A 20,951-nucleotide genomic window follows, 5' to 3' on the forward strand; every position below is an offset into this window, starting at 1 on the left:
CTCATTTCAGAGATTGGCCCCTTTTTAGACAATTTTTTAATAAAGAAATTTGGCGATCCCCAAAAGGAGTGTAGAGGCCAGCATCGCAAACAACATTAAATAAACGATAATCTTTTGTGTTTTTTTCTTAGACAACTGAGCAAACCTCCCTTACAACCTAAAGTTTTAACTCCATTTTACAGGGAAAAACCAAAATGGACAACCGGAAACTACTGTTCATTTTAGGAAGGATTTATGACATTTATCACGAATACAATAAATGTCGAAAATTATAATAATTTGAACAAGAGGGGTATAAATGATTAAAAAAGTCGACCACATTGGAATTGCTGTTAAATCTCTGGAAGCAGTGTTGCCTTTTTACACGGAAGTACTAGGAATCCCTTTGTTAAGGGTCGAGGAGGTAGAAAGTCAAAAAGTGAAAGTTGCTTTCATGCAAGCAGGGGAAACAAAATTAGAGCTGCTTGAGCCGATGTCTCCGGAAAGTACGATTGCCAAATTTATCGAAAAACGTGGCGAAGGCATCCATCACGTCGCACTGGGCGTTGAATCAATTGAAAAGAGAATTGCTGAACTAAAAGAAAAAGGGATTCGCATGATTGATGACAGTCCAAGACCTGGAGCAGGAGGCGCCGATATTGCCTTTATGCATCCAAAATCAGCTTCAGGTGTGTTGTTCGAGCTTTGTGAAAAGAAAGTAAAGAAGGGGTAATTGGGATGGATATCTATGAAAGAATCAATGAGTTATATGACAGGCGCAGAGAGGTAGAACTGGGCGGTGGCGATGAACGAATCGATAAACAGCATGAAAAGGGAAAATTAACCGCTCGCGAGCGAATTGACTTGTTAGTTGACAAAGGAACGTTTGTGGAACTGAATCCTTTTATTGAGCATCGCACCAATGATTTTGGCATGGATGGGCAAAAAGGACCTGGTGACGGGGTTGTAACCGGGTACGGAAAAGTCAATGGCCGGCCGATTTATTTGTTTTCACAGGATTTTACTGTGTTTGGCGGTGCTCTGGGAGAAATGCATGCGAAGAAGATTGCTACGGTTATGGATTTAGCGGCAAAAAACGGGACACCGTTTGTCGGACTGAATGACTCAGGGGGCGCGCGGATTCAGGAAGGTGTTGTTTCCCTCGATGGATATGGACACATCTTTTACCGCAACTCGGTTTATTCCGGTGTCATCCCGCAAATCTCCGTGATTATGGGACCATGTGCTGGCGGGGCAGTTTACTCACCGGCCATTACTGACTTTGTCTTCATGGTGGAGAAAACTAGCCAGATGTTTATTACCGGACCAAAGGTAATTGAAACCGTTACCGGAGAAAAAATTTCCGCCGAAGACCTTGGCGGTGCAAATGTTCACAATACCATTAGTGGGAACGCCCATTTTCGTGCGAAGACGGAAGAAGAAGTTCTCCATCAGGTTCGCAAACTATTAAGCTATTTACCTCAAAATAATCAAGAGAGACCGCCAGTTGCTGCCGTGGAGGAATCAGATGATTATCGTCCAGACTTGACTGATGTGATTCCCTTTGATGCGGTGCGGCCATATGATGTCAGGGTGGTAATTGAACAGGTTGTTGATCATGACTCCTTTTTGGAGATTCAAAAAGATTTTGCGAGAAATATAGTTGTTGGATTTGCAAGAATAAAAGGGGAGACGGTCGGCCTTGTTTGCAACCAGCCAAAGGTAATGGCCGGCGGCCTGGATATCGATTCCTCCGATAAAGCGGCCCGGTTTATTAGAACCTGTGATTCCTTTAATATCCCAATTATCACCTTTGAAGATGTCACCGGCTTCTTTCCGGGAGTAAAACAGGAACATGGCGGGATCATTCGTCACGGGGCGAAAATATTATATGCCTATTCGGAAGCAACCGTACCGAAGCTAACGGTTATTTTACGCAAAGCATACGGCGGGGCCTATGTGGCATTAAACAGTAAATCAATTGGCGCTGATCTTGTTTTCGCCTGGCCAAATGCGGAAATCGCCGTCATGGGCCCACAGGGGGCAGCCAATATTATTTTTGCGAAAGAAATTCAGAACAGTGAAAATCCGGAGCAAACAAGACAGCAGAAAATTGAAGAATATCGTGATAAATTTGCCAATCCGTATGTAGCAGCTGCAAGAGGGATGGTTGATGACGTCATCGACCCTCGCGAGACAAGAATCAAAATCATCCAAGCTTTAGAAATGCTTCGTCATAAGAAGGAAACCCGGCCATATAAAAAACATGGAAACATTCCACTATAATTTTATCTATCTCCCTGATTTGAAGCGGGGAATCGGTAAAGGTATACTGATATAGTGAGTACATATTATGGAGGGACAACAATGGTGAATCAAGAACGTTTGTTAAAGGAATTTTTAGAGCTTGTACAAATTGATTCAGAAACAAAATACGAAGCAGAAATTGCCAAAGTTTTAAAACAAAAATTTACCGATTTAGGTCTTGAAGTTTTTGAAGATGATACAACCGCAGTAACAGGACATGGAGCCGGGAATTTAATTTGCACGCTTCCGGCTTCGAAAGAGGGCGTCGACCCGATTTATTTTTCCTGTCATATGGATACCGTTACACCTGCGAAAGGTGTGAAGCCATCGATTAAAGACGGCTTTGTTGTGACAGACGGAACGACCATTTTAGGTGCTGATGATAAAACCGGGATTGCCGTTATGCTGGAAACGATCCGCTTGCTGAAGGAACAAAATCTGCCGCATGGATTAATTCAATTTGTGGTCTCTGTTGGTGAAGAGTCCGGCCTGCAAGGGGCGAAGGCAATCGACCCGTCGCTGTTAAAAGCTAAATACGGCTATGCACTTGATAGTGACGGCTTAGTTGGGAACGTCGTAGTCGCAGCGCCAACACAAGCAAAAGTGACAGCGACCATTTACGGAAAAACGGCGCATGCCGGGGTTGCTCCTGAAAAAGGGGTTTCTGCAATCACGATCGCTGCCAAAGCGATAGCAAAAATGCCGCTGGGAAGAATTGATCAGGAAACAACGGCGAATATCGGTCGTTTTGCAGGCGGACAGGCAACCAATATCGTTTGTGACCGCGTCGATATTTTAGCGGAGGCTCGTTCGCTTGTTCCGGAAAAAATGGAAGCCCAGGTAAGGAAAATGAAAGAAGCATTTGAATCGGCTGCTGCGGAAATGGGTGGAAAAGCAGAAGTGAATGTGGAAATCATGTATCCTGGCTTCAAATTTGGCGATGGTGACCAAGTCGTTGAAATCGCCAAGAAAGCAGCGGCAAAAATTGGGCGCAGTTGTGAATTGCAGCAGAGCGGCGGCGGCAGCGATGCCAATGTTTTTAATGGCTTCAATATTCCAACTGTTAACCTGGCTGTTGGTTATCAAGAAATTCATACGACCAATGAGCGGATGCCGCTTGAGGAATTATACAAGCTGGCAGAAATGACGTTGGCAATCATCGATGTCGTGACAAATCAATAATTTGCTGGAGAGCCCGTACACTTAGGGCTCTCTTTTTTGGATTAATAGGGAAGAAAAATTTTTGCTAATTTTATCCTTCCTATGTCGCATCCATTCAACTACGTCTCATGAACCGCCCTAACGGACTCGTCAATCGGCGAGTTTTCATTTAATATTAATATAATGGAAAGAGATTATTTTGTAAGGAAGTGTCGGCATGAAAGAGATGTATCCGAAAAACGGACGAGTCATTTTACATGTTGATATGAATAGTTTCTATGCCTCGGTGGAGATGGCCTATGACCCAACCCTAAAGGGGAAACCGCTGGCGATTGCCGGCAATCCTGAAGAACGGAGAGGTATCATTGTAACCTGCAGCTATGAGGCTAGGAAATTTGGAGTGAAAACAACAATGCCGCTGTGGGAAGCGAAAAAGCTCTGTCCGCAGTTGATTGTTAGAAAACCAAATTTTGAGCGTTACCGGAAGGCTTCAATGGCGATGTTTGGAATTTTACGGAATTATACCCCGCTTGTTGAACCTGTTTCCATTGACGAAGGATATATGGATATTACCGAAAGCTTTGAGCTTGGAACGCCGCTTGAAATTGCCGAAAGCATTCAAAAGCGGATTCTTGAACAGCTTGATTTACCTTGCAGCATTGGAATTGCTCCAAATAAATTTTTGGCCAAGACGGCCTCGGATATGAAAAAACCGCTCGGAATTACCATTCTTCGTAAACGTGACATTCCTACTGTACTCTGGCCGCTTGCGACGAACCAAATGCATGGGGTTGGTAAAAAAACGGCGGAGAAGCTTGCCACGATTGGAATTCATACAATTAGAGATTTAGCCAGTGCGAATGATCTCCAGCTTAAATCTCTTCTTGGCATCAATGGACTTCGTTTAAAAGAGCGGGCAAATGGAAAGGACCAACGGCCTGTTGACCCGGAAGCTATTGAGGAATTTAAAAGTATTGGCAACTCTACGACTCTTCCCAAGGATGTTAGCAATCAACAAGAACTTTTCCATGTACTGGAATCACTGTCTGAAACGGTTTCGGTCAGACTCAAGCGAAAAAATGTCTTCGCAACTACTTTGGCCATAACCATTCGCTATAAGGACCGAAAAACAATAACCAGAAGTAAAAAACTTGCCAATCCAATTCAACTTCCAGAAGATGTGGCATCCATCGCCAAAGAGCTTCTAATCAAGAATTGGAATGGAGACCCGGTTCGGTTGTTAGGGATCACTGGGTCCGATTTGATTGAGCAAGATCATGCTTATAAACAGTTGGATTTATTTTCCTACGAGAAAGATGCCAAGCAAGAGCCGTTACTGCATGCCCTTTCAAGTTTAAGGGAGAAATATGGAAAAAATATTATTGAATCGGCTGGTTCCCATAAAGTCGATCCAAATCATACAATTGGTACCGCAACCAGCTTTAATAAAGATTTCCTGCGCCGTCGTGAACCCGAAAAAGAATAAAAGCTCTACTTGCTGGCAAATCAGCATGTAGAGCTTTTTTTATCTACAATTATCAACATCTAAATTATTTATAGGCCACCAGAAAAAGCCGTCCTTTTCCAGCAGTTCATCGGCCGCTTTTGGTCCCATTGTGCCTGCATCATAGTTTGGAAAGTCTCCCTTCGTTTGGTCCCAAACCTTCGAGATTTCATCCACAAAGGCCCAGGAATAGGCCACTTCATCCCAGTGGGTAAAATTCGTGGCATCGCCGCGCATGCAGTCGAATAGCAGTTTTTCATAACCCTCCGGGGTGTTCATCGCATATGTGCCTGTATTTGAAAAGCTTAATTTCACTTCCTGGGCATCAAGGTGACTGCCAGCCTTCTTGGCATTCAAATGCAACGTAATACCTTCCTCCGGTTGAATATGAATCACCAGCAAGTTTGGGCTTAGCTCTTTTTCCGGCCGATAATATAAATTCATCGGAATATCTTTAAATTGAATGACAATTTTTGTCGATTTCGTTTCCATTCTTTTTCCTGTTCGGATGTAAAATGGTACGCCAGCCCAGCGAAAATTGTCAATCATCACTTTTCCGGCAACAAATGTTTCGGTATTGGATTCATTGTTAACCATTGGTTCATCACGATATTTAGGAACCTTTTTTTGATCAATTTCTCCTTCCCCGTACTGTCCGCGGACGAAATAATCATTGACTGCTTCACCTTTGATGGTGCGAAGTGAGCGAAAGACCCTTACTTTTTCCAAACGGATCTCTTTTGTCGTCAGGCTGATTGGCGGCTCCATTGCCAACAGTGCGACGATTTGCATCATATGGTTTTGCAGCATATCACGCAATGCCCCACTCGATTCGTAATAGCGCCCCCGTTCTTCAACCCCAAGGGTCTCACTCGAAGTAATCTGAATGTTGGAGATATAGCGGTTATTCCAAAGCGGCTCAAAAATCGCATTGGCAAAACGGATTACCTCAATATTGCGAACCATTTCTTTTCCTAAATAATGGTCAATCCGATAAATCTCCTCTTCGGAGAAGGCTGTTCTAATTTGTTCGTTTAATTCCTTAGCCGATTCCAAGTCATGCCCGAATGGTTTTTCAATGACCAGGCGTTTGTACCCCTTAACGTTTGTTAACCCGTCTGCTTTTAAATGCAGGGCAATCGACCCGAAAAACTCCGGTGCCATTGCGAGGTAAAAGATGCGATTGCCTTCAAGATGATTGTGGGTATCGATCTCATCGGCAAGCTTTTTTAAAGCAATATAGGAGTTGGAATCTGTTACATCATGTGACTGATAGTAAAAATGGGAAGCGAATTGATCTAGGTTCTGCTTTGCTCCTAATGCCGATGTGACTGAGTCCTTTACTGATTGTTGAAACTGATCATTCGAAAGAGGCCTTCTGGCAACACCAATTACGGCAAATCGGTTCGCTATTCGGCCTCGTTCAAATAGACGGTATAGAGATGGAAAAAGCTTGCGCTTAGCTAGATCACCCGTTGCTCCAAAAATCATTATCAAGGTCGTCATGTTTTGTTCCAAAATGTTGTTACCTCTTTTCATGCAGCAAAACTTGCCTATGTATTTTATGAAACAAAATAATACTATCGGTTTATTTTAGATTTCTCAAATATATTGCTTTGCATGTATCCATTTAAAAGATTTAGGCAATTGATTTCGTTTATGCTATATTATCCATATTGAGTGATTGGAACGGAGGCTTTCATGATGGATATTTTTTTCTTGGGAACCGGTGCCGGGATGCCTGCAAAACTGCGTAATGTTACTTCAATAGCATTAAAGCTGCTGGAGGAACGGGGGGCGGTATGGCTGTTTGATGCTGGTGAGGCTACTCAGCATCAAATATTACATACAACAATAAAACCGCGGCGAATTGAAAAAATTTTTATTACGCATCTCCATGGTGACCATATATATGGTCTGCCAGGGCTTTTAGCAAGCCGCTCTTTTCAAGGCGGAGAATCAGAGGTTACTGTTTATGGTCCCAAAGGCATTAAAGAATTCTTGCAGGTAAGTTTGTCTATCAGCCAGACCTATTTGAAATATCCGTTAAAGATAATTGAAATAGAGGAAGGACTTGTGTTTGAAGATGAGCAATTTTCAGTGGAAGTCCGCCTGCTTGACCATGGAGTCCCGTCCTTTGGTTACCGGATTGCCGAAAAGGACCGGCCGGGTACATTGCTGGTTGATAAGTTGATAGCAGCCGGTGTACGGCCGGGGCCCGTTTTTAAAAAAATTAAGAATGGCGAAGCCGTAACGTTAGAGGATGGCCGGGTACTTAATGCAGGGGAATTTGTCGGTCCTCCGCAGAAAGGGAGAGTGGTGACAATTCTCGGAGATACCAGGTATTGTGAGAACGCGATTCTGCTGGCGAAAGAGGCCGACCTGTTAATCCATGAAGCAACCTTCTCGAAGGGGGAGGAGAAGCTTGCTTTTGATTATTTTCATTCCACTACCTTCCAGGCGGCTGAAGTGGCCAAACAAGCGGGATGCAAACAGTTATGCCTAACCCACATCAGCTCTCGTTACGATAAAGCTGCTTGGTTGAAATTAGTGGCGGAAGCTCGTGAAATCTTTTCTAATACCGAAATTGCCGAGGATTTTAAGGAGATTACGATTCCTTACAAATAGCCTGATTTTTTAGACAAAATTGCTTAAAGTTCGCTGCAAATGTCGTAAAGAAGTAGGATGTGGGACAAACCGAGGTGAAAATCTGGCTGAAATGTCTTTCATCAAGGGGATGAAGGACAAACCAAGGTGAAAATCTGGCCGAAATGTCTTTCATCAAGGGGATGAAGGACAAACCGAGGTGAAAAACCGATCGAAATGTCTTTCATCAAGGGGATGAAGGACAAACCGAGACGAAAAACTGGTCGAAATGTCCTTCATCATAGGTGAACGTGATGAAAAATTGTGAGAAATGCAGCCGTATCAAAACGAAAAAATAGTCCCGGATTTCTCCGGGATCATTTTGCTATATTACAACCACCCGCGCTCGTACTGCTTAGGTGCTTCAATTTCGACTCCAAGTTCTTTTGCGGCTGTCCGCGGCCAGTACGGGTCGCGCAGCAATTCCCGTCCTAAAAAGACCAGGTCAGCACGATCATTTTGTAATATTTCTTCCGCCTGAATTGGGGAGGTAATTAATCCTACTGCACCGGTTGCAATTCCGGCCTCGTTCCTGATGATTTCTGAATAAGGCACTTGATAGCTGGGAAAGGCATGGATGTGTGCCGGAACAACAGCACCGGAGCTGACATCAATTAAATCAACACCTTGTTCCTTCATCCACTTAGAAAATATTATGTAGTCTGCCGGCGTTAATCCATTCTCATGATAATCATTCGCGGAAACACGAACAAATAGCGGACCATCCCACACGGTTTTCACTGCATCAATCACTTCACGAAGGATCCGGTAGCGGTTTTCCGCTGTCCCGCCATATTCATCGTTCCTCTTGTTCGAAAGCGGGGATAGGAACTGGTTGATTAAATACCCGTGGGCGCCGTGAATTTCAATCACATCAAAGCCCGCTTTCTTAGCGCGCTCGGCCCCTTTTTTAAAGGCTTCAACGGTTTCTGCAATCTCTATTTTTGTCATCTCTTTAGGTTTTTTTGATTGTTCGTTAAAAGCAATCGCTGATGGCGCGACGATCTCCCCTTCCAGCACGGCTTTTCTGCCGGCATGGGCGAGCTGAATTCCAATCCTGGCACCATGCTCTTTCACAAGGCCGACAAGCTCCTGGAACCCTTCAATATGCTCATCGCCCCAGATGCCTAAATCCTGTGGTGAAATTCGTCCTTGCGGTGTCACGGCTGTTGCTTCCACAATGATTAAGCCCACTTGTCCGACCGCTCTGGATGTATAGTGGGTACGATGCCAATTTTGTATATGTCCATCCTCATTATGGCTGGAATACATGCACATCGGCGACATTACGATACGATTTTTTAAGGTAACATCCTTAATCGTATAAGGAGAAAATAATTTTGTTGTCATTTCGATACCTCCTTGATAGATTGAACCACTTTTAGTATAGCAAATGACCTCAAAATAATGTGCAATTTAGCTTTTGTCTTTTTCCCTCAGTTCACTTAAACGGTAGGTTGTTTCGCGCCAAACTATTCCACCGCGTTTAAAGGTGAGAAAGCTCGCCCGGACAATTGAATAGATAAACAATAAAGCAGTAATTGGCAAGACGAGAAACAGGAGAGGGGAGAAGCTCGTCATTCTTTTTATGATGAAAAAGTAATGAATCCCGCTTAAGATAATATTTCCTAAGCTCAAAAGGGCGATAGCTTTATTGCTGGAAAAAACCATGATAAATGGAAGCACATTGGTGGCAAAAACGCCGAATATTGCAAAAAACACCATGCCAATGCGATAATTTAACCCCGCAAACGTATTTTTCTCAAGTCCGACAAATGCTTCTTTAAGACTGCCGTACCACTCCACTTCAATTAATCGCTGTGCGGTAACAATTCGCTGCCGGAAACCCGCCTTTTTCAACTTCATTCCCAGCTGCAGGTCATCATCGGGGCGCATTTTGATTTTTTCATGAGTGCCCAATGCCTTGTAGGCCGATTTCCTCACAAGATTAAAGGCCCCGATTCCAGTGCCATTTTTTGATTTAGGGTTATTAGCCATCCATGGCCGTTTATAAAAAGAAAATCCAAACAGGAAGTAGGCAACAAATGTCTTCAGCCAAAACTTTTTGGCATTTAGGTTTGGTGCGGCCGTTAAATGGTCGAGTTGGTGCCTTTCAAAGTAATGCAGTGCTTTGGCAAAAGCCTTCGGCTGGTAATTGACATCGGCATCGGTAAATAGCAGCCACTTTCCGGAAGCATTTAAAGCTCCTGTATATAAGGCATGGTTTTTGCCGAGCCAGCCTTCCGGTAAGCTTTTAATATGAATCACCGTAATGCGTGAATCTATTAATGCCAATTCATCCATGATTGCCCCAGTACGGTCGGTAGAGCGGTCATTGATGAGGAGCCATTCTACATTTTTATAGGTTTGCTTTAGCTGGGTTAAAATACTTGGTTTAATATGTTTTTCTTCATGTCGCGCTGCAACAATGACAGATAATAGCTCTCCGGTTTCCAGTTCTTGCTGCGTCTCTAACTCATCCAAATTTTTAAGTCCTATTAAGGCGTCTGCCAAAAAGGCAAGCCATACAATCATGCCGATAGTGAATAAAACGATAAGTATGATTTCCATCTTTCCAATTCCTTTTTCGCAGTATTACTTTCAGTATATGAAAGATAGAGGTGAAGTAGCAGGCATGCATCAACTAATAAACTTTCAGTTCTGAGGATAAAGCATCCCCCATTTTTTTAGACTGTGTGGCGGCTGCTTTAATACAGGAAATAAACGCTTGCCGAACCCCATTTTCTTCAAGAATCCGCACTCCAGCCTCTGTTGTGCCGCCTGGACTGGTTACTTCCCGCCGCAACTCCTCAGGCGGTTTGGCCGAACTTCTAACCATTTCTGCTGCCCCAATAAGTGTTTGAACAATCAGTTGTTTTGCTATTTGTTTTTCGAGTCCAATTTCCACAGCACTGTTTTCCATCGCCTCAATCAAATAGTATATATAGGCTGGGCCGCTTCCGGACAATCCGGTTACAGCATCTAGCTGCTCTTCCTCAACAAATGTTGCCAAGCCAACTGTTTCGAACAGCTTCCGTGTGGTTTCTAACTGACTCTTTGACACACGTTCATTCACGGCAATCGCCGTTGCAGATTTTCCCACAGCTGCAGATGTATTAGGCATCGCTCTAACAACCGCCAGTTGCTTACCCGCGATCCTTTCAATGGTTTGCAGCGAAACTCCCGCAAGTACTGAGACAATTAGCATTTGTTCCGATAAATGGCCACGTATTTTGGCAATTGCCTGGGCCGCGTCCTTGGGCTTCATGGCCAGAATGACAATGTCAGTCCCGTCAAAAAGCGTTTGTAAATCATATGTCCCATTGATGCCGTAGCGTTTCTCCAAATATTGTAATCTCTCCTGATTGGACTGGTTTGTTACCCAAACATTCTTTTGCTTCACAAAGCCATTTTCAAGTATTCCCGAAATAATCGCTTCAGCCATTGAACCGCCGCCGACGATGGTCATTTTTTTCATCGAATATATCCCCTTTCCGTTTTAAAAATATAAAAAGACCTTTCATCCGTAAAGGACGAAAGGTCTTAGCTTCCGCGGTACCACCTTCATTTACCTTAAGCAACAGCTGCTGCCATGAGGTTCTCTCAACTTCCGTTAACGCCGGAATACGTTAGGTTTGCCTAACTGCTCATAAGGTAGGTTCAATGATCAAGAGGGCGGTGAAGCCTTTCAGCCTGGTTGAGCCTCACTCTCTTTCGCCGTTTCTCATTTACTGGCCTTACTCATCGCAAGAAAACGAATCAAAGTTTTAATAGTGATTATGCTGGATAGACAGTCCATCTGTCAAGAGGTAAATTTCACAATTTTCGATTTTTTAGAAAATAATCGTATAAAAATAATGACAACTTTAGAAAAAATCGTTACACTTTAAACATATATTTACAGTATCGAACTATTTAACAATAATATTGAGGGGTTTTTACTTTGACAAAATGGAATGATGGGATTGCAAAAATTACGCTGCCGACTCCTTTTCCAGTCGGAGATGTAAATGTTTATCTGATTAAGGGAGAACGGTTAACACTTGTCGACGCCGGACCAAAAACTAAAGAGTCTTGGAATCTGCTGCAAAACCAATTAGCTGAATTCAATATTCAAATGAAAGACATCGAACAGATCATTCTTACCCATGATCATCCTGACCACGCCGGGATGCTTGAGTTTTTCCCTGATTCGGTGGAGGTTTGGGGCCATCCGTTAAATGAGCGCTGGATCAATCCAAAAGAAGCCTTTATCCGCGAACTTGAAGATTTTACAAAAAGCCTGTTTGAAAAATCTGGTTTGCCTGCGGCTTATTTGCCGTATGCTGCTGACGTAAAGAAGATGTTTAAGGCTTCCTGTTATCGCTCTTTGACCGGCCATCTTTATGAAGGTATGACACCGCCGGGACTTTCAGACTGGAAGGTGATTGAAACACCGGGGCATGCCCAGAGCCAGATCGCGCTTTTCCGGGAAAAGGATGGAGTACTGATTGGCGGTGATGTTGTTTTAGCTCATGTTTCCCCGAACCCGTTGCTGGAGCCGCCATTACCCGGTGAGAAGGAAAGACCAAAGTCGCTGCTGCAGCATAATCAATCGATGATCAAGCTATTATCCTACCCTGTTCAAATGGTTTATACCGGACATGGGGCAGAGATTTTTGAATTAAAGCAATTGGTTGAAAAACGGCTGGACCGCCAGCATGAGCGGGCGATGACCGTTAATAGCTGGCTTAAAGAAGAGCAGCTGACGGTTTTTGAAATTTGTCAGCGGTTATTTCCGTCTGTGTATCAGCGCGAATTGTTCTTGACGATCTCGGAAACGATTGCCCAGCTTGACTATTTGACTTCCATCGGAGAAATTATTAGTGAGGGAAATCAGCCAATATTATTTCATGCTAAGTAACTCAACCGAGGTGGTCATATGATCAGGGAACGATTAACAGGGAAGAATATTGTCATCACTGGAGCATCGGGCGGGATAGGTGCGGAGATTGCCAAGCTGTGCGCAGCAAGCGGAGCCAATCTTGTCTTGCTTGCCCGCAGCGTCGACAAGCTTGAACAGCTTAAAATGGACCTTGAAACAAGGCATCATGTACAAGTAGCTGCCTTTCGGCTTGATGTTGCCGATACAGATCAAGTGCAGGAGGTTTTTCGGCAGATTTTTGAGACAATCGGCGATATAGATGTCCTGGTTAATAATGCTGGGTTTGGTATTTTTCGCGCGGCCCATGAGGCATCCATCGCTGAAATAAAACGCATGTTTGAGGTAAATGTTGTCGGGTTAATGGCCTGTACCAGCATGGTACTGCCAAAAATGCGTGAACGACGGTACGGCCAGATTATTAATATTGCGTCCCAGGCTGGAAAAATCGCGACCCCGAAATCGAGTGTCTATTCGGCCACGAAGCATGCGGTGCTTGGTTACTCCAATGCGCTGAGGATGGAACTATCAGACGATAACATCCAGGTAACAACGGTGAATCCGGGTCCGATTGCGACTAACTTTTTTACGATTGCGGATGAACAGGGGAAATATGTGAAAAATGTTCAGCGGTTTATGCTGAAGCCGGAGTATGTTGCCCAGAAAATTGTTGCCAGCATGCTCACAAAAACCCGCGAGATTAACCTGCCGCGCTGGATGAATATGGGCAGCGTAGTTTATGTTCTATTTCCGCGGCTGTTTGAACGGATCGGCAAACGGGTGCTGAATAAAAAGTAACGGCACTGCTCCCGCGTTTAACAAGGGGAGGTTCTTCCTGTCAATTTCAATAGCGCAAAAAAGGAGTACTGACGGATCAGTACTCCTTGACGTGCTCCGAAGATTATTCATCAAATTTACGCAGGTACGCCGACAATTCCGCTAATCCTTTTTTTAGCGTCTCCGTATGGGCACAGTACCCCAGACGGGCATGCTTTGGAATATCAAAGCGGTTTCCAGGCACTAATAAGACACCTTTTGTTTTTAATAAGTCGATACAAAATTCTTCAACATCAATTGGAATATCCAATTTAATAAACGATGTCGAAACGGCTTTAGGAAATACCAATGAGACACGTGGTTCATTTTCCACCCATTCTTTGACAATTGCCAGGTTTTCAAAAACAATTTCGCGATTTCGTTTTAATACTGCTTCTTTGTTTTTTAATGTATGAACCGCAATATAGTCATCAATGACACCCGCGCAAATCATCGTATAGTCGCGGTATTTTCTGAATAGATCAGCCACTTCCCGATTGCTGGCGGTCCAGCCAACGCGTACACCAGGTACGGAAAAAGTTTTTGATAAGCTATTCGTCGCAATTCCTTTATCATATAAATCGACAATCGATGAAACGTGCACGGTCGGATCCAATGGCTTGTACACTTCATCCACTAGAATATAAGCACCTACTTCTGAAGCAATCGCAACAATCTCTTTTAACATCGTGTCATCAAGAACCGTTCCTGTCGGATTGTTGGCGTTATTGAGGCAAATCATTTTCGTATTAGGGCGAATGATTGATTTTAGTTCCGCGATATCCGGCATCCAATCATTTTCTTCATATATTTCCCATAACGTTACCTCAGCCCCTAATGAACGAGGAATATCAAACAATTGTTGGTAACTCGGGTGCATCGCAATCACATGATCACCTGGCTCAACTAAGGAATAGATTGCCAATAGATTGGCACCTGTTGCCCCGTTGGTTTGTAAAATATTTTCCGGAGGCATGTTTTTGTATAATTTGCTTACCTCTTGTTTAAATTCAGGTGACCCCTCAATCCAGCCATAATTCATCTTAAAGTTTAACATTTTTTCATAGAATTCCTTAGGGTCTGTTCCATCAATTCCGATGATTTCCTCCAGTGTAAAGGAGGCAATGGAACTTCCTGCAATATCGTAAATAGCGTCATTTTCCCACACATTTAACCATTCTTCGACTCCGAAATTAGCAATTTTCATGTTCAAGGCCTCTTCTCTATTCTATTCTCTACTAAATTTGTACCTGACCAGTAGCAATTAAGAATACGGCTGCGATCGCTCCGACGGTAATAACCGCTGCTGCCACCCATTCATTTTTTGATAAGGCTTTAGTTGCTCCGTGTTCTTTACGAGCTTTGATAAAGAAAAAGATTCCTGGGATATATGCCATGAAGCATAGCAAAGTATAAGAAAGGCCGGAAGATAGTATCGCCCAAACCTGAAATACTAGAGCACAAATCCCAATAATTAATTGACCGATTTCGCCTTTTTGGCTGCGATTTTGATACGATAATTTCACTTGATATAAGGCTACAAAAAGATAGCAGATTAAAATGGCTGCTGTACAAAGTGAATAGGCAAAATTATAAGCTTTCTCGGTAAATAGGAAAGTAAATACAAATACTTGAATCAGTGCAGCTGTAACGACTAATGAAAACGTTGGTGCGTTGGCTTTATTTGTTTTTCCAAAGACTTTTGGCAATAGCTCTCTTTTAGACATTAATAACGTTGTTTCTCCAGGGAGCATGGTCCATGATAACCAGCAGCCAAGCAATGAAATAATTAAACCGAGATTAATCAGGGCAGCCCCCCAAGGGCCGACGACTTTTTCAAAAATAAAGCCGATTGATGGCTGGTCAAGAGCTGCAATATCACTTTGGCTCATCAACCCGTATGGAATAATCGACGCCAGAACATAAATAACTAATAATCCAATTAGACCTAAGACGGTCGCTTTTCCGGCATCAGATTTCTTTTTCGCCCTCGCTGACAGGATGGATGCCCCTTCAATCCCGACGAATACCCACATCATTACCATCATGCAATTTTTTACTTGATTGAAAATACTGCCATTGTCAATATTTGCTGTAACATGCCCCCAAAAGTTGGCGGTAAAAATATCAAACTTAAAGGCAAAGATTCCAATAATAATAAATACAAACAGGGGAATTAATTTGCAAATTGTGATAATGGTATTTAAAATTGTTGCGCTTTCGACACCGCGATTAACAATGTAAGTTAAGCCCCACATAATCATACTTGCGGCAATAATCGAAGGAACATTTTGGCCACCTTTAAAAATTGGAAAAAAGTAGCCGAAGGCACTCATGATCATGGTTGCAAAGGCAACGTTGCCGAGCCATGCTGAAAGCCAGTAGCCCCAGCCGCTGATAAATCCGCCAAATTTGCCGAAGCCCTCTTCCGCATAACTGAAAATACCTTCTAAATCCGGCCGCTTTTTCATTAAATTATTAAAACAGAGAGATAACATTAAGATTCCAAAACCTACGATCGTCCAGGCGATTAATGCAGGACCAGGTGCGGCACCAGATGCTAAGTCGGACGGTATTCCGAAAATACCACCCCCAATTGAAGAACTGATTACTAGTGCTGTTAATGGAAGGAGACCAATCTTTTTAGTTTGTCCTGTAGCTTGTCCCGCTTCTGCACTTTGGTTTACGGGAGTCTCCGTTGTATTACTCATTTTTTTTCCTCCTTATATATGAAATCCTTGCCATAACTTAATTTTAAGTAAAGGAGGAGGGGTATTTTGTTAAATACATCATTGTTGGACTGTGAAAATAATTACACTTTTTTGTTGATTATATAAATAAATATGTATATTTATTGGCTAGTTTTGCTGAAAATGGCTGATTTGAAAGGGGGATAATGAATAATTATTGTATGTCATATTATGTTCACAGATAATGTTTGAAAATTAAAAAAGCTACTTAAGGAGGAAACTTCTTTTTGGCGGGGTCAAAGAATCGCTAAGAGTATACGGGGAACTGATAGAAACGTGCCAGCCTGCCTTAATCTGTCATAAACTCATAAACGATATCATTCACTACCTCATACAAATTTATTGCAGGCTCTTCTTGTTTTATAGATAGAATTCGATTTGCCAACTGTTCCAGTTCTTGATTTTCGATGGGAATGGAATCTTCCTCATAATATTGTTTAAAACAATTTTGAATCATTTTAACAACGAATTTTTTATCCATAGGAGTTCACCTCATCCAATATTATACTGGTTTCTTGCCGAATCGAAAAAATCCGCTATTGGGATTAACTGGAACAGAGGCTTCATGTTGTTGATCGGTTTAAAGCAGTACACCGGATTCTGATTGAAGCGATTGCCGATATTCGGCTGACGGATAAGTGAAAGAGCGGTCCTAAACTAAAAAACCGCTCTTTGAAAAGTTTTAGTCTGCTTTTGGTACGCGGACTTGGGATTGAAAATGTCCTTTGTGGGAGCCGTCACAAAATGGTTTGTTATTTGACTTTCCGCAGCGGCAGAGCGAGAACGATGGTTTTGTCGTGTAAACATTCCCCTCACCGTCTAACAGTTCCACATCACCGGTGATTCGCAGCGAACCATTATCGTTTACCTTAATTTGCACCTTTGACATCATAGCACCCCTTTTTTAAAAAATCTATATTACTTTTGAGATTAACTGGAATATTAAGAAAATGCAAATAATAGGCTGCGAGCAAATGGGAAACAGTTCAAAAGGTCAGTCTGTATTAACTTGGTGAAGCCTGTTCACATATGTTTCTAAAAACTCATCGACAACCCGCTCATAATCGGCCCGGTTTTCATTGAAAGACTGGGCATGCTTGCCTTTTTCAGCGATATACAGCATCTTCGGGCCCTTTTTATGTTCAAACAATTCCTTTGTCATCGACGGTAAAATAAAATCATCTTTCCGGCTATGGATAAAAAGGACAGGATGCTTTATATTTTCAATTGCTGAAATTGGCGATACATGCTGAATCGAATATTTGTCACGCAGGCGCAAGAACAGATCCCCAAGCGGCAGCAAAAGTCCGGGCTTGATTTTGAAATCCTTTTTGATCACATGGGCCAGCTGCTGTTTAAAGTCGGAAAAGGGGCAGTCGGCAATATAAAAATCAGCGCCATCCTCAAGCAGGCCGGCATAAAGCAGCAACGTTGCCGCTCCCATTGATTCCCCGTGAATCCCTAATAAGATATCGTCGCCTTTCTCGTTTTTCAGCCAATCAACCACTGCTTTTAAATCGAATTTTTCATAGTGGCCAAAGCTTGTGGTTTTCCCGCCGGATTCCCCATGGCGGCGGTGGTCATAAATTAACGTATTAAAGCCGCGCTCAAGAAAAAGATTGGCATATTTAATGGAATTGACTTTCGTTTCGGTTACACCGTGAGCGATAATCACATAGCGGTTCGTTTGATATGGCTCGGCAAGAACGGCTTTAATCGAATAGCCAAAGGGCGATTGAATATCGATATGCCGCCTTGGCAGTGTTTTTAAGGCTTTAGGATCCACCCTGCCAGCCTCTGTTTCCCGCTTTAAAATGAAATCCTCGTCCTTCTTTTTCATATACATCAGGCGGTTGGTGAAATAGATCCCCAATGCCAGCCAGAAAAATAAAATGATAAACAAGGTGCGAAATGCCTTTTTCAAACTGGGCACCTCCAAAGAAACGTTTAAATAGATTGATTAGTTAATTTTACCATAAGAAAAGCCGCTTATCCTAATGAGCGGCTCCTCGAATATAGTCCCACATTATTGTTCTGAATTTTGACGCTTCGTTGGATGGATGGCTTTTTCCACTTCTTCGGCAGATATCATCCGCTTGCCAGTGCCCGCTGTTTCCGCGTAGTTTTTTCCCGCTGAACTGTATCCTTTTTCCCGTTTTTGACTCATAAAATCCCCCTTTAAGAAAGTTTCATCTATTAAGATGCATGGAGGAACAAGCAATTATTCATGGCTTTGGACTGTTTGCCGATGCAGACGGTAATAACCGCTGTCAATCGGTCTCGATAGATGCGGGCGGATCGTTTCAATCGCAGCTAAAAGCTTTGAAAGATGAATCCCGGTTTCGATTCCCATTCGTTCCAGCATATAGACGACATCCTCTGTTGCTGTATTGCCGCTCGCGCCGGGGGCAAATGGACAGCCGCCAAGCCCGCCTGCGGAGGTATCAAAGCGGTCAATCCCGGCTTGGAGACAGGCAAAAATATTGGTCAGCCCGAGCTTTCGGGTGTCATGAAAATGCGCCGTAAGAAGGGTATTCGGAAACGCGGCTTTTAATTTTGTAAATAAGGAATAGGCTTCGTGTGGAGCAGCCATGCCAATTGTATCCGCAACGCTCAATTCATCGACGCCGCAAGCAACAAATTGCTGGCAAAGTTCGATTGTATCCTGCTCCATTATTTTTCCTTCAAAAGGGCAGTAAAAGGCTGTAGAGATACAGGCTCTGACGAAGTATTGCTTTTCTTTTAATTCCCGGATGATGGGCTTTAGTTCAGCGATGCTGTCTGCAGTCGACTTATTAATATTTTTTTTATTAAAGCTGTTACTGACTCCTACAAATACGGCAATCGCCTTGCAACTGGTGGAATACACTCTGTCAATCCCTTTACGGTTTGGCGCAAGGACAATGTTTCTTGTGTTTTCATCATCACAGTCATAAATAATTTCGGCGGCATCCGCCATTTGCGGTACCCACTTTGGCGAAACAAACGATGTTAGCTCCATTTCCTTAATTCCGGCATCCCGCAGTTCCCTGATAAATTGTTTTTTAATCTCAGTTGGGACAAATAGCGTTTCATTTTGCAGGCCATCGCGCGGTCCGACTTCAATAATGGTTACTTTTTTAGGCAGTATCATCCGCATTCCCCTTTACGGTATTATAATTTTATCCCGCCTTAACGGGCAGTAAGACCCCCACTGATGGAAGTTTTACTTTATTGTAGTAGGATTAATTTCAAAAAATCAAGAATAAACGGAATTTTATTAAAATTATCAGACCTTTGTATTGGCGGCGGTCAGGAGGCGGCGACCATTGTAGAACTGGATAAATAAATGGCAAAGGGCAGGCTGCATCTCTTGAATAGCCTGCTTTTTACATGATTTTCGCGGGCAGTGGTTGTATAATAAGAACAAGATCTTCTTTAAGGAGAGTAACCAAATGAAGAAAAAACAGCACAAACCCACACCGAAAAAAGATGATTCAGCTTTAACACTTAAGGATATGATTAATCCGGATTTACTCAAACAATTAAAAAACCAGCAGGAGCAGCTGAAGGCTGAGGAAGAGAAAAGACAAGAGCTGGAAGAACACAGAAAACGTGAAGAAAGAAGATTGAAGGAAAAAAATAAATCGTTTGAAGAGCTGTTAAACGAAAGCAGTATGAACTGGAAGGAATTTAAATAAGAGAGCCGTAAGGGCTCTCTTTGAAATAACCAAGGCGTTTGCGCTTTTCTAATTAACGATGTTCCTGATAAACATTTGCTTTCGTAATTTCTTTAATTAGAGCAATTTCTTCAGCCGTTAACGGCTGGCTCCTCACCGCTGCAGCATTTTGCCGGATTTGCGCAACACTGCTGGCACCAGCGACAACAGAGGTGACGGCCGGGTCAGCCAAATTATATTGTAAGGCAACCTCTGTCAACGATCTGGATGTCGCGACCCTTTTCTTTAATAATGGTAAGACTTCGCTTAATTCTTCATAGCTGTAATCCAAAAATCCTTTGTCTACCGCCTTTTCCAACAGCCTGTCAGTCAATAGTCCCTTCGCAAGCGGACCGCGGGTCACCACGCTGATGCCATGTTCAGCCAAAAGCGGTAATGTTTCCTCTTCAGGACGGCGGTCCAGGATGCTATACTGCATCATGACCGAGACAATATTTGATTTCTCTACATATTCCCTAATAACATTCGGCCGAATCGAAGAAATGCCGTAATAGCGGATAAACCCTTCTGCCTTTAATTCCTCAAACGCTTCAATTGTTTCGTCTATGGGATCGTGAATGGTGCCGCCGTGCAGCTGATACAAATCAATATAATCAGTTCCCAGCCGCTTCAAGCTGTTTTTTACCGCTTCTTTTATATATACTTTGGAAGGATCCCATGTCCAGCCGCTTTTGTCCGCTTTCCAGCGGTTGCCGGCCTTTGTGGCAATGATGACATTTTCCCGGACATGCTTTAATGCTTTTCCAACGATCTTTTCATTTTCGCCAAAATCATATAAGTCCGCCGTGTCAAAATAATTGATGCCTTCGTCAAGGGCTGCTTCAATGATTTCGCGGGCTGCCTTTTCTTCTGTCCCAAGCGACATGCAGCCAAGCCCTAATTCCGTCACATACAAATCAGAGTTTCCCAGCCTTCTTTTTTGCAAAAAACCACCTCCGCCCTTTTCTACAATTTTAGTAAAAATTAGGGCAGACTACAAACAGCAAGTTTTAATCTTGCTGAACCTTTTGCACCCAATCAGCGACGGTGGTGTATTCCCGATTATATTCCTTTAGCTTTTGCAGCACTTCCCAGCCTTTGCCGACCAAGATAATCCCCTTCTCATGAACATACAGCTTCATCCCATCCCCCTCCCAATAAAGTATGGT

22 protein-coding genes are annotated in these 20,951 nt (G+C 43.0%); 8 read left to right on the forward strand and 14 right to left on the reverse strand.

What is annotated here, in order from left to right:
- Nucleotides 1-36: 36 nt before the first annotated feature.
- A complete protein-coding gene (gene prli42 / locus JK635_RS17870) occupies nucleotides 37-135 on the reverse strand; it encodes a stressosome-associated protein Prli42 (RefSeq protein WP_202655302.1) in 99 nt (32 codons plus the stop codon).
- 163 nt (nucleotides 136-298) lie between these two features.
- Here prli42 and mce point away from each other — a divergent pair, with 163 nt between their 5' ends.
- From mce to JK635_RS17890, 4 genes are all read left to right on the forward strand, one after another.
- Entirely contained in the window at nucleotides 299-712 is a 414-nt protein-coding gene (gene mce / locus JK635_RS17875) for a methylmalonyl-CoA epimerase (RefSeq protein WP_202655303.1), read from the forward strand.
- Between the two features lie 5 nt (nucleotides 713-717).
- Nucleotides 718-2,265 carry an acyl-CoA carboxylase subunit beta gene (locus JK635_RS17880; RefSeq protein ID WP_202655304.1) on the forward strand — a complete coding sequence of 516 codons (1,548 nt, stop codon included), beginning with the start codon at nucleotides 718-720 and terminating at the stop codon, nucleotides 2,263-2,265.
- 81 nt (nucleotides 2,266-2,346) lie between these two features.
- A complete protein-coding gene (locus JK635_RS17885; RefSeq protein WP_202655305.1) occupies nucleotides 2,347-3,468 on the forward strand; it encodes a M20/M25/M40 family metallo-hydrolase in 1,122 nt (373 codons plus the stop codon).
- A 196-nt stretch (nucleotides 3,469-3,664) separates the two neighbouring features.
- On the forward strand, nucleotides 3,665-4,933 hold the full coding sequence (locus JK635_RS17890; protein ID WP_202655306.1) for a DNA polymerase IV: 1,269 nt from the start codon (nucleotides 3,665-3,667) through the stop codon (nucleotides 4,931-4,933).
- 39 nt (nucleotides 4,934-4,972) lie between these two features.
- On the opposite strand, the gene zwf is transcribed toward JK635_RS17890, so the two are convergent.
- Entirely contained in the window at nucleotides 4,973-6,442 is a 1,470-nt protein-coding gene (zwf, locus tag JK635_RS17895; protein ID WP_235888206.1) for a glucose-6-phosphate dehydrogenase, read from the reverse strand.
- Nucleotides 6,443-6,655: 213 nt separating this feature from the next.
- Here zwf and rnz point away from each other — a divergent pair, with 213 nt between their 5' ends.
- The gene (gene rnz, locus JK635_RS17900; protein ID WP_202655438.1) at nucleotides 6,656-7,579 is read left to right on the forward strand and encodes a ribonuclease Z; all 924 of its coding nucleotides are present in this window, start codon (nucleotides 6,656-6,658) and stop codon (nucleotides 7,577-7,579) included.
- 348 nt (nucleotides 7,580-7,927) lie between these two features.
- Here the strand turns inward: rnz and namA are convergent, their stop codons facing one another.
- The 3 genes from namA to proC all read right to left on the reverse strand — a co-directional run bounded on the left by namA (nucleotide 7,928) and on the right by proC (nucleotide 11,075).
- Complete coding sequence (gene namA / locus JK635_RS17905; protein ID WP_202655308.1) at nucleotides 7,928-8,947, reverse strand: NADPH dehydrogenase NamA; 1,020 nt, start codon at nucleotides 8,945-8,947, stop codon at nucleotides 7,928-7,930.
- Nucleotides 8,948-9,013: 66 nt separating this feature from the next.
- On the reverse strand, nucleotides 9,014-10,168 hold the full coding sequence (locus JK635_RS17910; protein ID WP_235888199.1) for a glycosyltransferase family 2 protein: 1,155 nt from the start codon (nucleotides 10,166-10,168) through the stop codon (nucleotides 9,014-9,016).
- Between the two features lie 73 nt (nucleotides 10,169-10,241).
- Nucleotides 10,242-11,075: a pyrroline-5-carboxylate reductase gene (proC, locus tag JK635_RS17915; protein ID WP_202655309.1), complete on the reverse strand. Its 834-nt coding sequence runs from the start codon at nucleotides 11,073-11,075 to the stop codon at nucleotides 10,242-10,244.
- A gap of 465 nt (nucleotides 11,076-11,540) precedes the next feature.
- On the opposite strand from proC, the gene JK635_RS17920 reads away from it, so the two are divergent.
- Together JK635_RS17920 and JK635_RS17925 are read left to right on the forward strand one after the other, a co-directional pair.
- Nucleotides 11,541-12,500 (forward strand): MBL fold metallo-hydrolase, encoded by a 960-nt coding sequence (locus JK635_RS17920; RefSeq protein WP_202655310.1) that lies wholly within the window; start codon nucleotides 11,541-11,543, stop codon nucleotides 12,498-12,500.
- A gap of 18 nt (nucleotides 12,501-12,518) precedes the next feature.
- Entirely contained in the window at nucleotides 12,519-13,316 is a 798-nt protein-coding gene (locus JK635_RS17925; protein WP_202655311.1) for an SDR family NAD(P)-dependent oxidoreductase, read from the forward strand.
- 103 nt (nucleotides 13,317-13,419) lie between these two features.
- Here JK635_RS17925 and JK635_RS17930 read toward each other — a convergent pair whose 3' ends face one another.
- The 7 genes from JK635_RS17930 to JK635_RS17960 form a co-directional block, all read right to left on the reverse strand.
- Nucleotides 13,420-14,541, reverse strand: a complete 1,122-nt coding sequence (locus JK635_RS17930; RefSeq protein WP_202655312.1) for an aminotransferase — start codon at nucleotides 14,539-14,541, stop codon at nucleotides 13,420-13,422.
- A gap of 31 nt (nucleotides 14,542-14,572) precedes the next feature.
- Nucleotides 14,573-16,045: an arginine-ornithine antiporter gene (gene arcD, locus JK635_RS17935; protein ID WP_202655313.1), complete on the reverse strand. Its 1,473-nt coding sequence runs from the start codon at nucleotides 16,043-16,045 to the stop codon at nucleotides 14,573-14,575.
- 328 nt (nucleotides 16,046-16,373) lie between these two features.
- Nucleotides 16,374-16,565: a YqzH family protein gene (locus tag JK635_RS17940; RefSeq protein WP_202655314.1), complete on the reverse strand. Its 192-nt coding sequence runs from the start codon at nucleotides 16,563-16,565 to the stop codon at nucleotides 16,374-16,376.
- A 201-nt stretch (nucleotides 16,566-16,766) separates the two neighbouring features.
- Nucleotides 16,767-16,973 carry a CDGSH iron-sulfur domain-containing protein gene (locus JK635_RS17945; RefSeq protein ID WP_202655440.1) on the reverse strand — a complete coding sequence of 69 codons (207 nt, stop codon included), beginning with the start codon at nucleotides 16,971-16,973 and terminating at the stop codon, nucleotides 16,767-16,769.
- A 105-nt stretch (nucleotides 16,974-17,078) separates the two neighbouring features.
- On the reverse strand, nucleotides 17,079-18,008 hold the full coding sequence (locus JK635_RS17950) for an alpha/beta hydrolase (RefSeq protein ID WP_202655315.1): 930 nt from the start codon (nucleotides 18,006-18,008) through the stop codon (nucleotides 17,079-17,081).
- A gap of 102 nt (nucleotides 18,009-18,110) precedes the next feature.
- A complete protein-coding gene (locus tag JK635_RS17955; RefSeq protein WP_202655316.1) occupies nucleotides 18,111-18,251 on the reverse strand; it encodes a hypothetical protein in 141 nt (46 codons plus the stop codon).
- A gap of 54 nt (nucleotides 18,252-18,305) precedes the next feature.
- Nucleotides 18,306-19,223: a hydroxymethylglutaryl-CoA lyase gene (locus JK635_RS17960; protein ID WP_202655317.1), complete on the reverse strand. Its 918-nt coding sequence runs from the start codon at nucleotides 19,221-19,223 to the stop codon at nucleotides 18,306-18,308.
- A gap of 295 nt (nucleotides 19,224-19,518) precedes the next feature.
- On the opposite strand from JK635_RS17960, the gene JK635_RS17965 reads away from it, so the two are divergent.
- Entirely contained in the window at nucleotides 19,519-19,764 is a 246-nt protein-coding gene (locus JK635_RS17965) for a YqkE family protein (RefSeq protein ID WP_202655318.1), read from the forward strand.
- Nucleotides 19,765-19,816: 52 nt separating this feature from the next.
- On the opposite strand, the gene JK635_RS17970 is transcribed toward JK635_RS17965, so the two are convergent.
- Nucleotides 19,817-20,728: an aldo/keto reductase gene (locus JK635_RS17970; RefSeq protein WP_202655319.1), complete on the reverse strand. Its 912-nt coding sequence runs from the start codon at nucleotides 20,726-20,728 to the stop codon at nucleotides 19,817-19,819.
- Nucleotides 20,729-20,792: 64 nt separating this feature from the next.
- Nucleotides 20,793-20,924, reverse strand: coding sequence for a Z-ring formation inhibitor MciZ (mciZ, locus tag JK635_RS17975; RefSeq protein WP_202655320.1), 132 nt, complete (start codon nucleotides 20,922-20,924; stop codon nucleotides 20,793-20,795).
- Between the last annotated feature and the right edge of the window lie 27 nt (nucleotides 20,925-20,951).

Source organism: Neobacillus paridis, assembly GCF_016765675.1.
Lineage (GTDB): Bacteria > Bacillota > Bacilli > Bacillales > Cytobacillaceae > Neobacillus > Neobacillus paridis.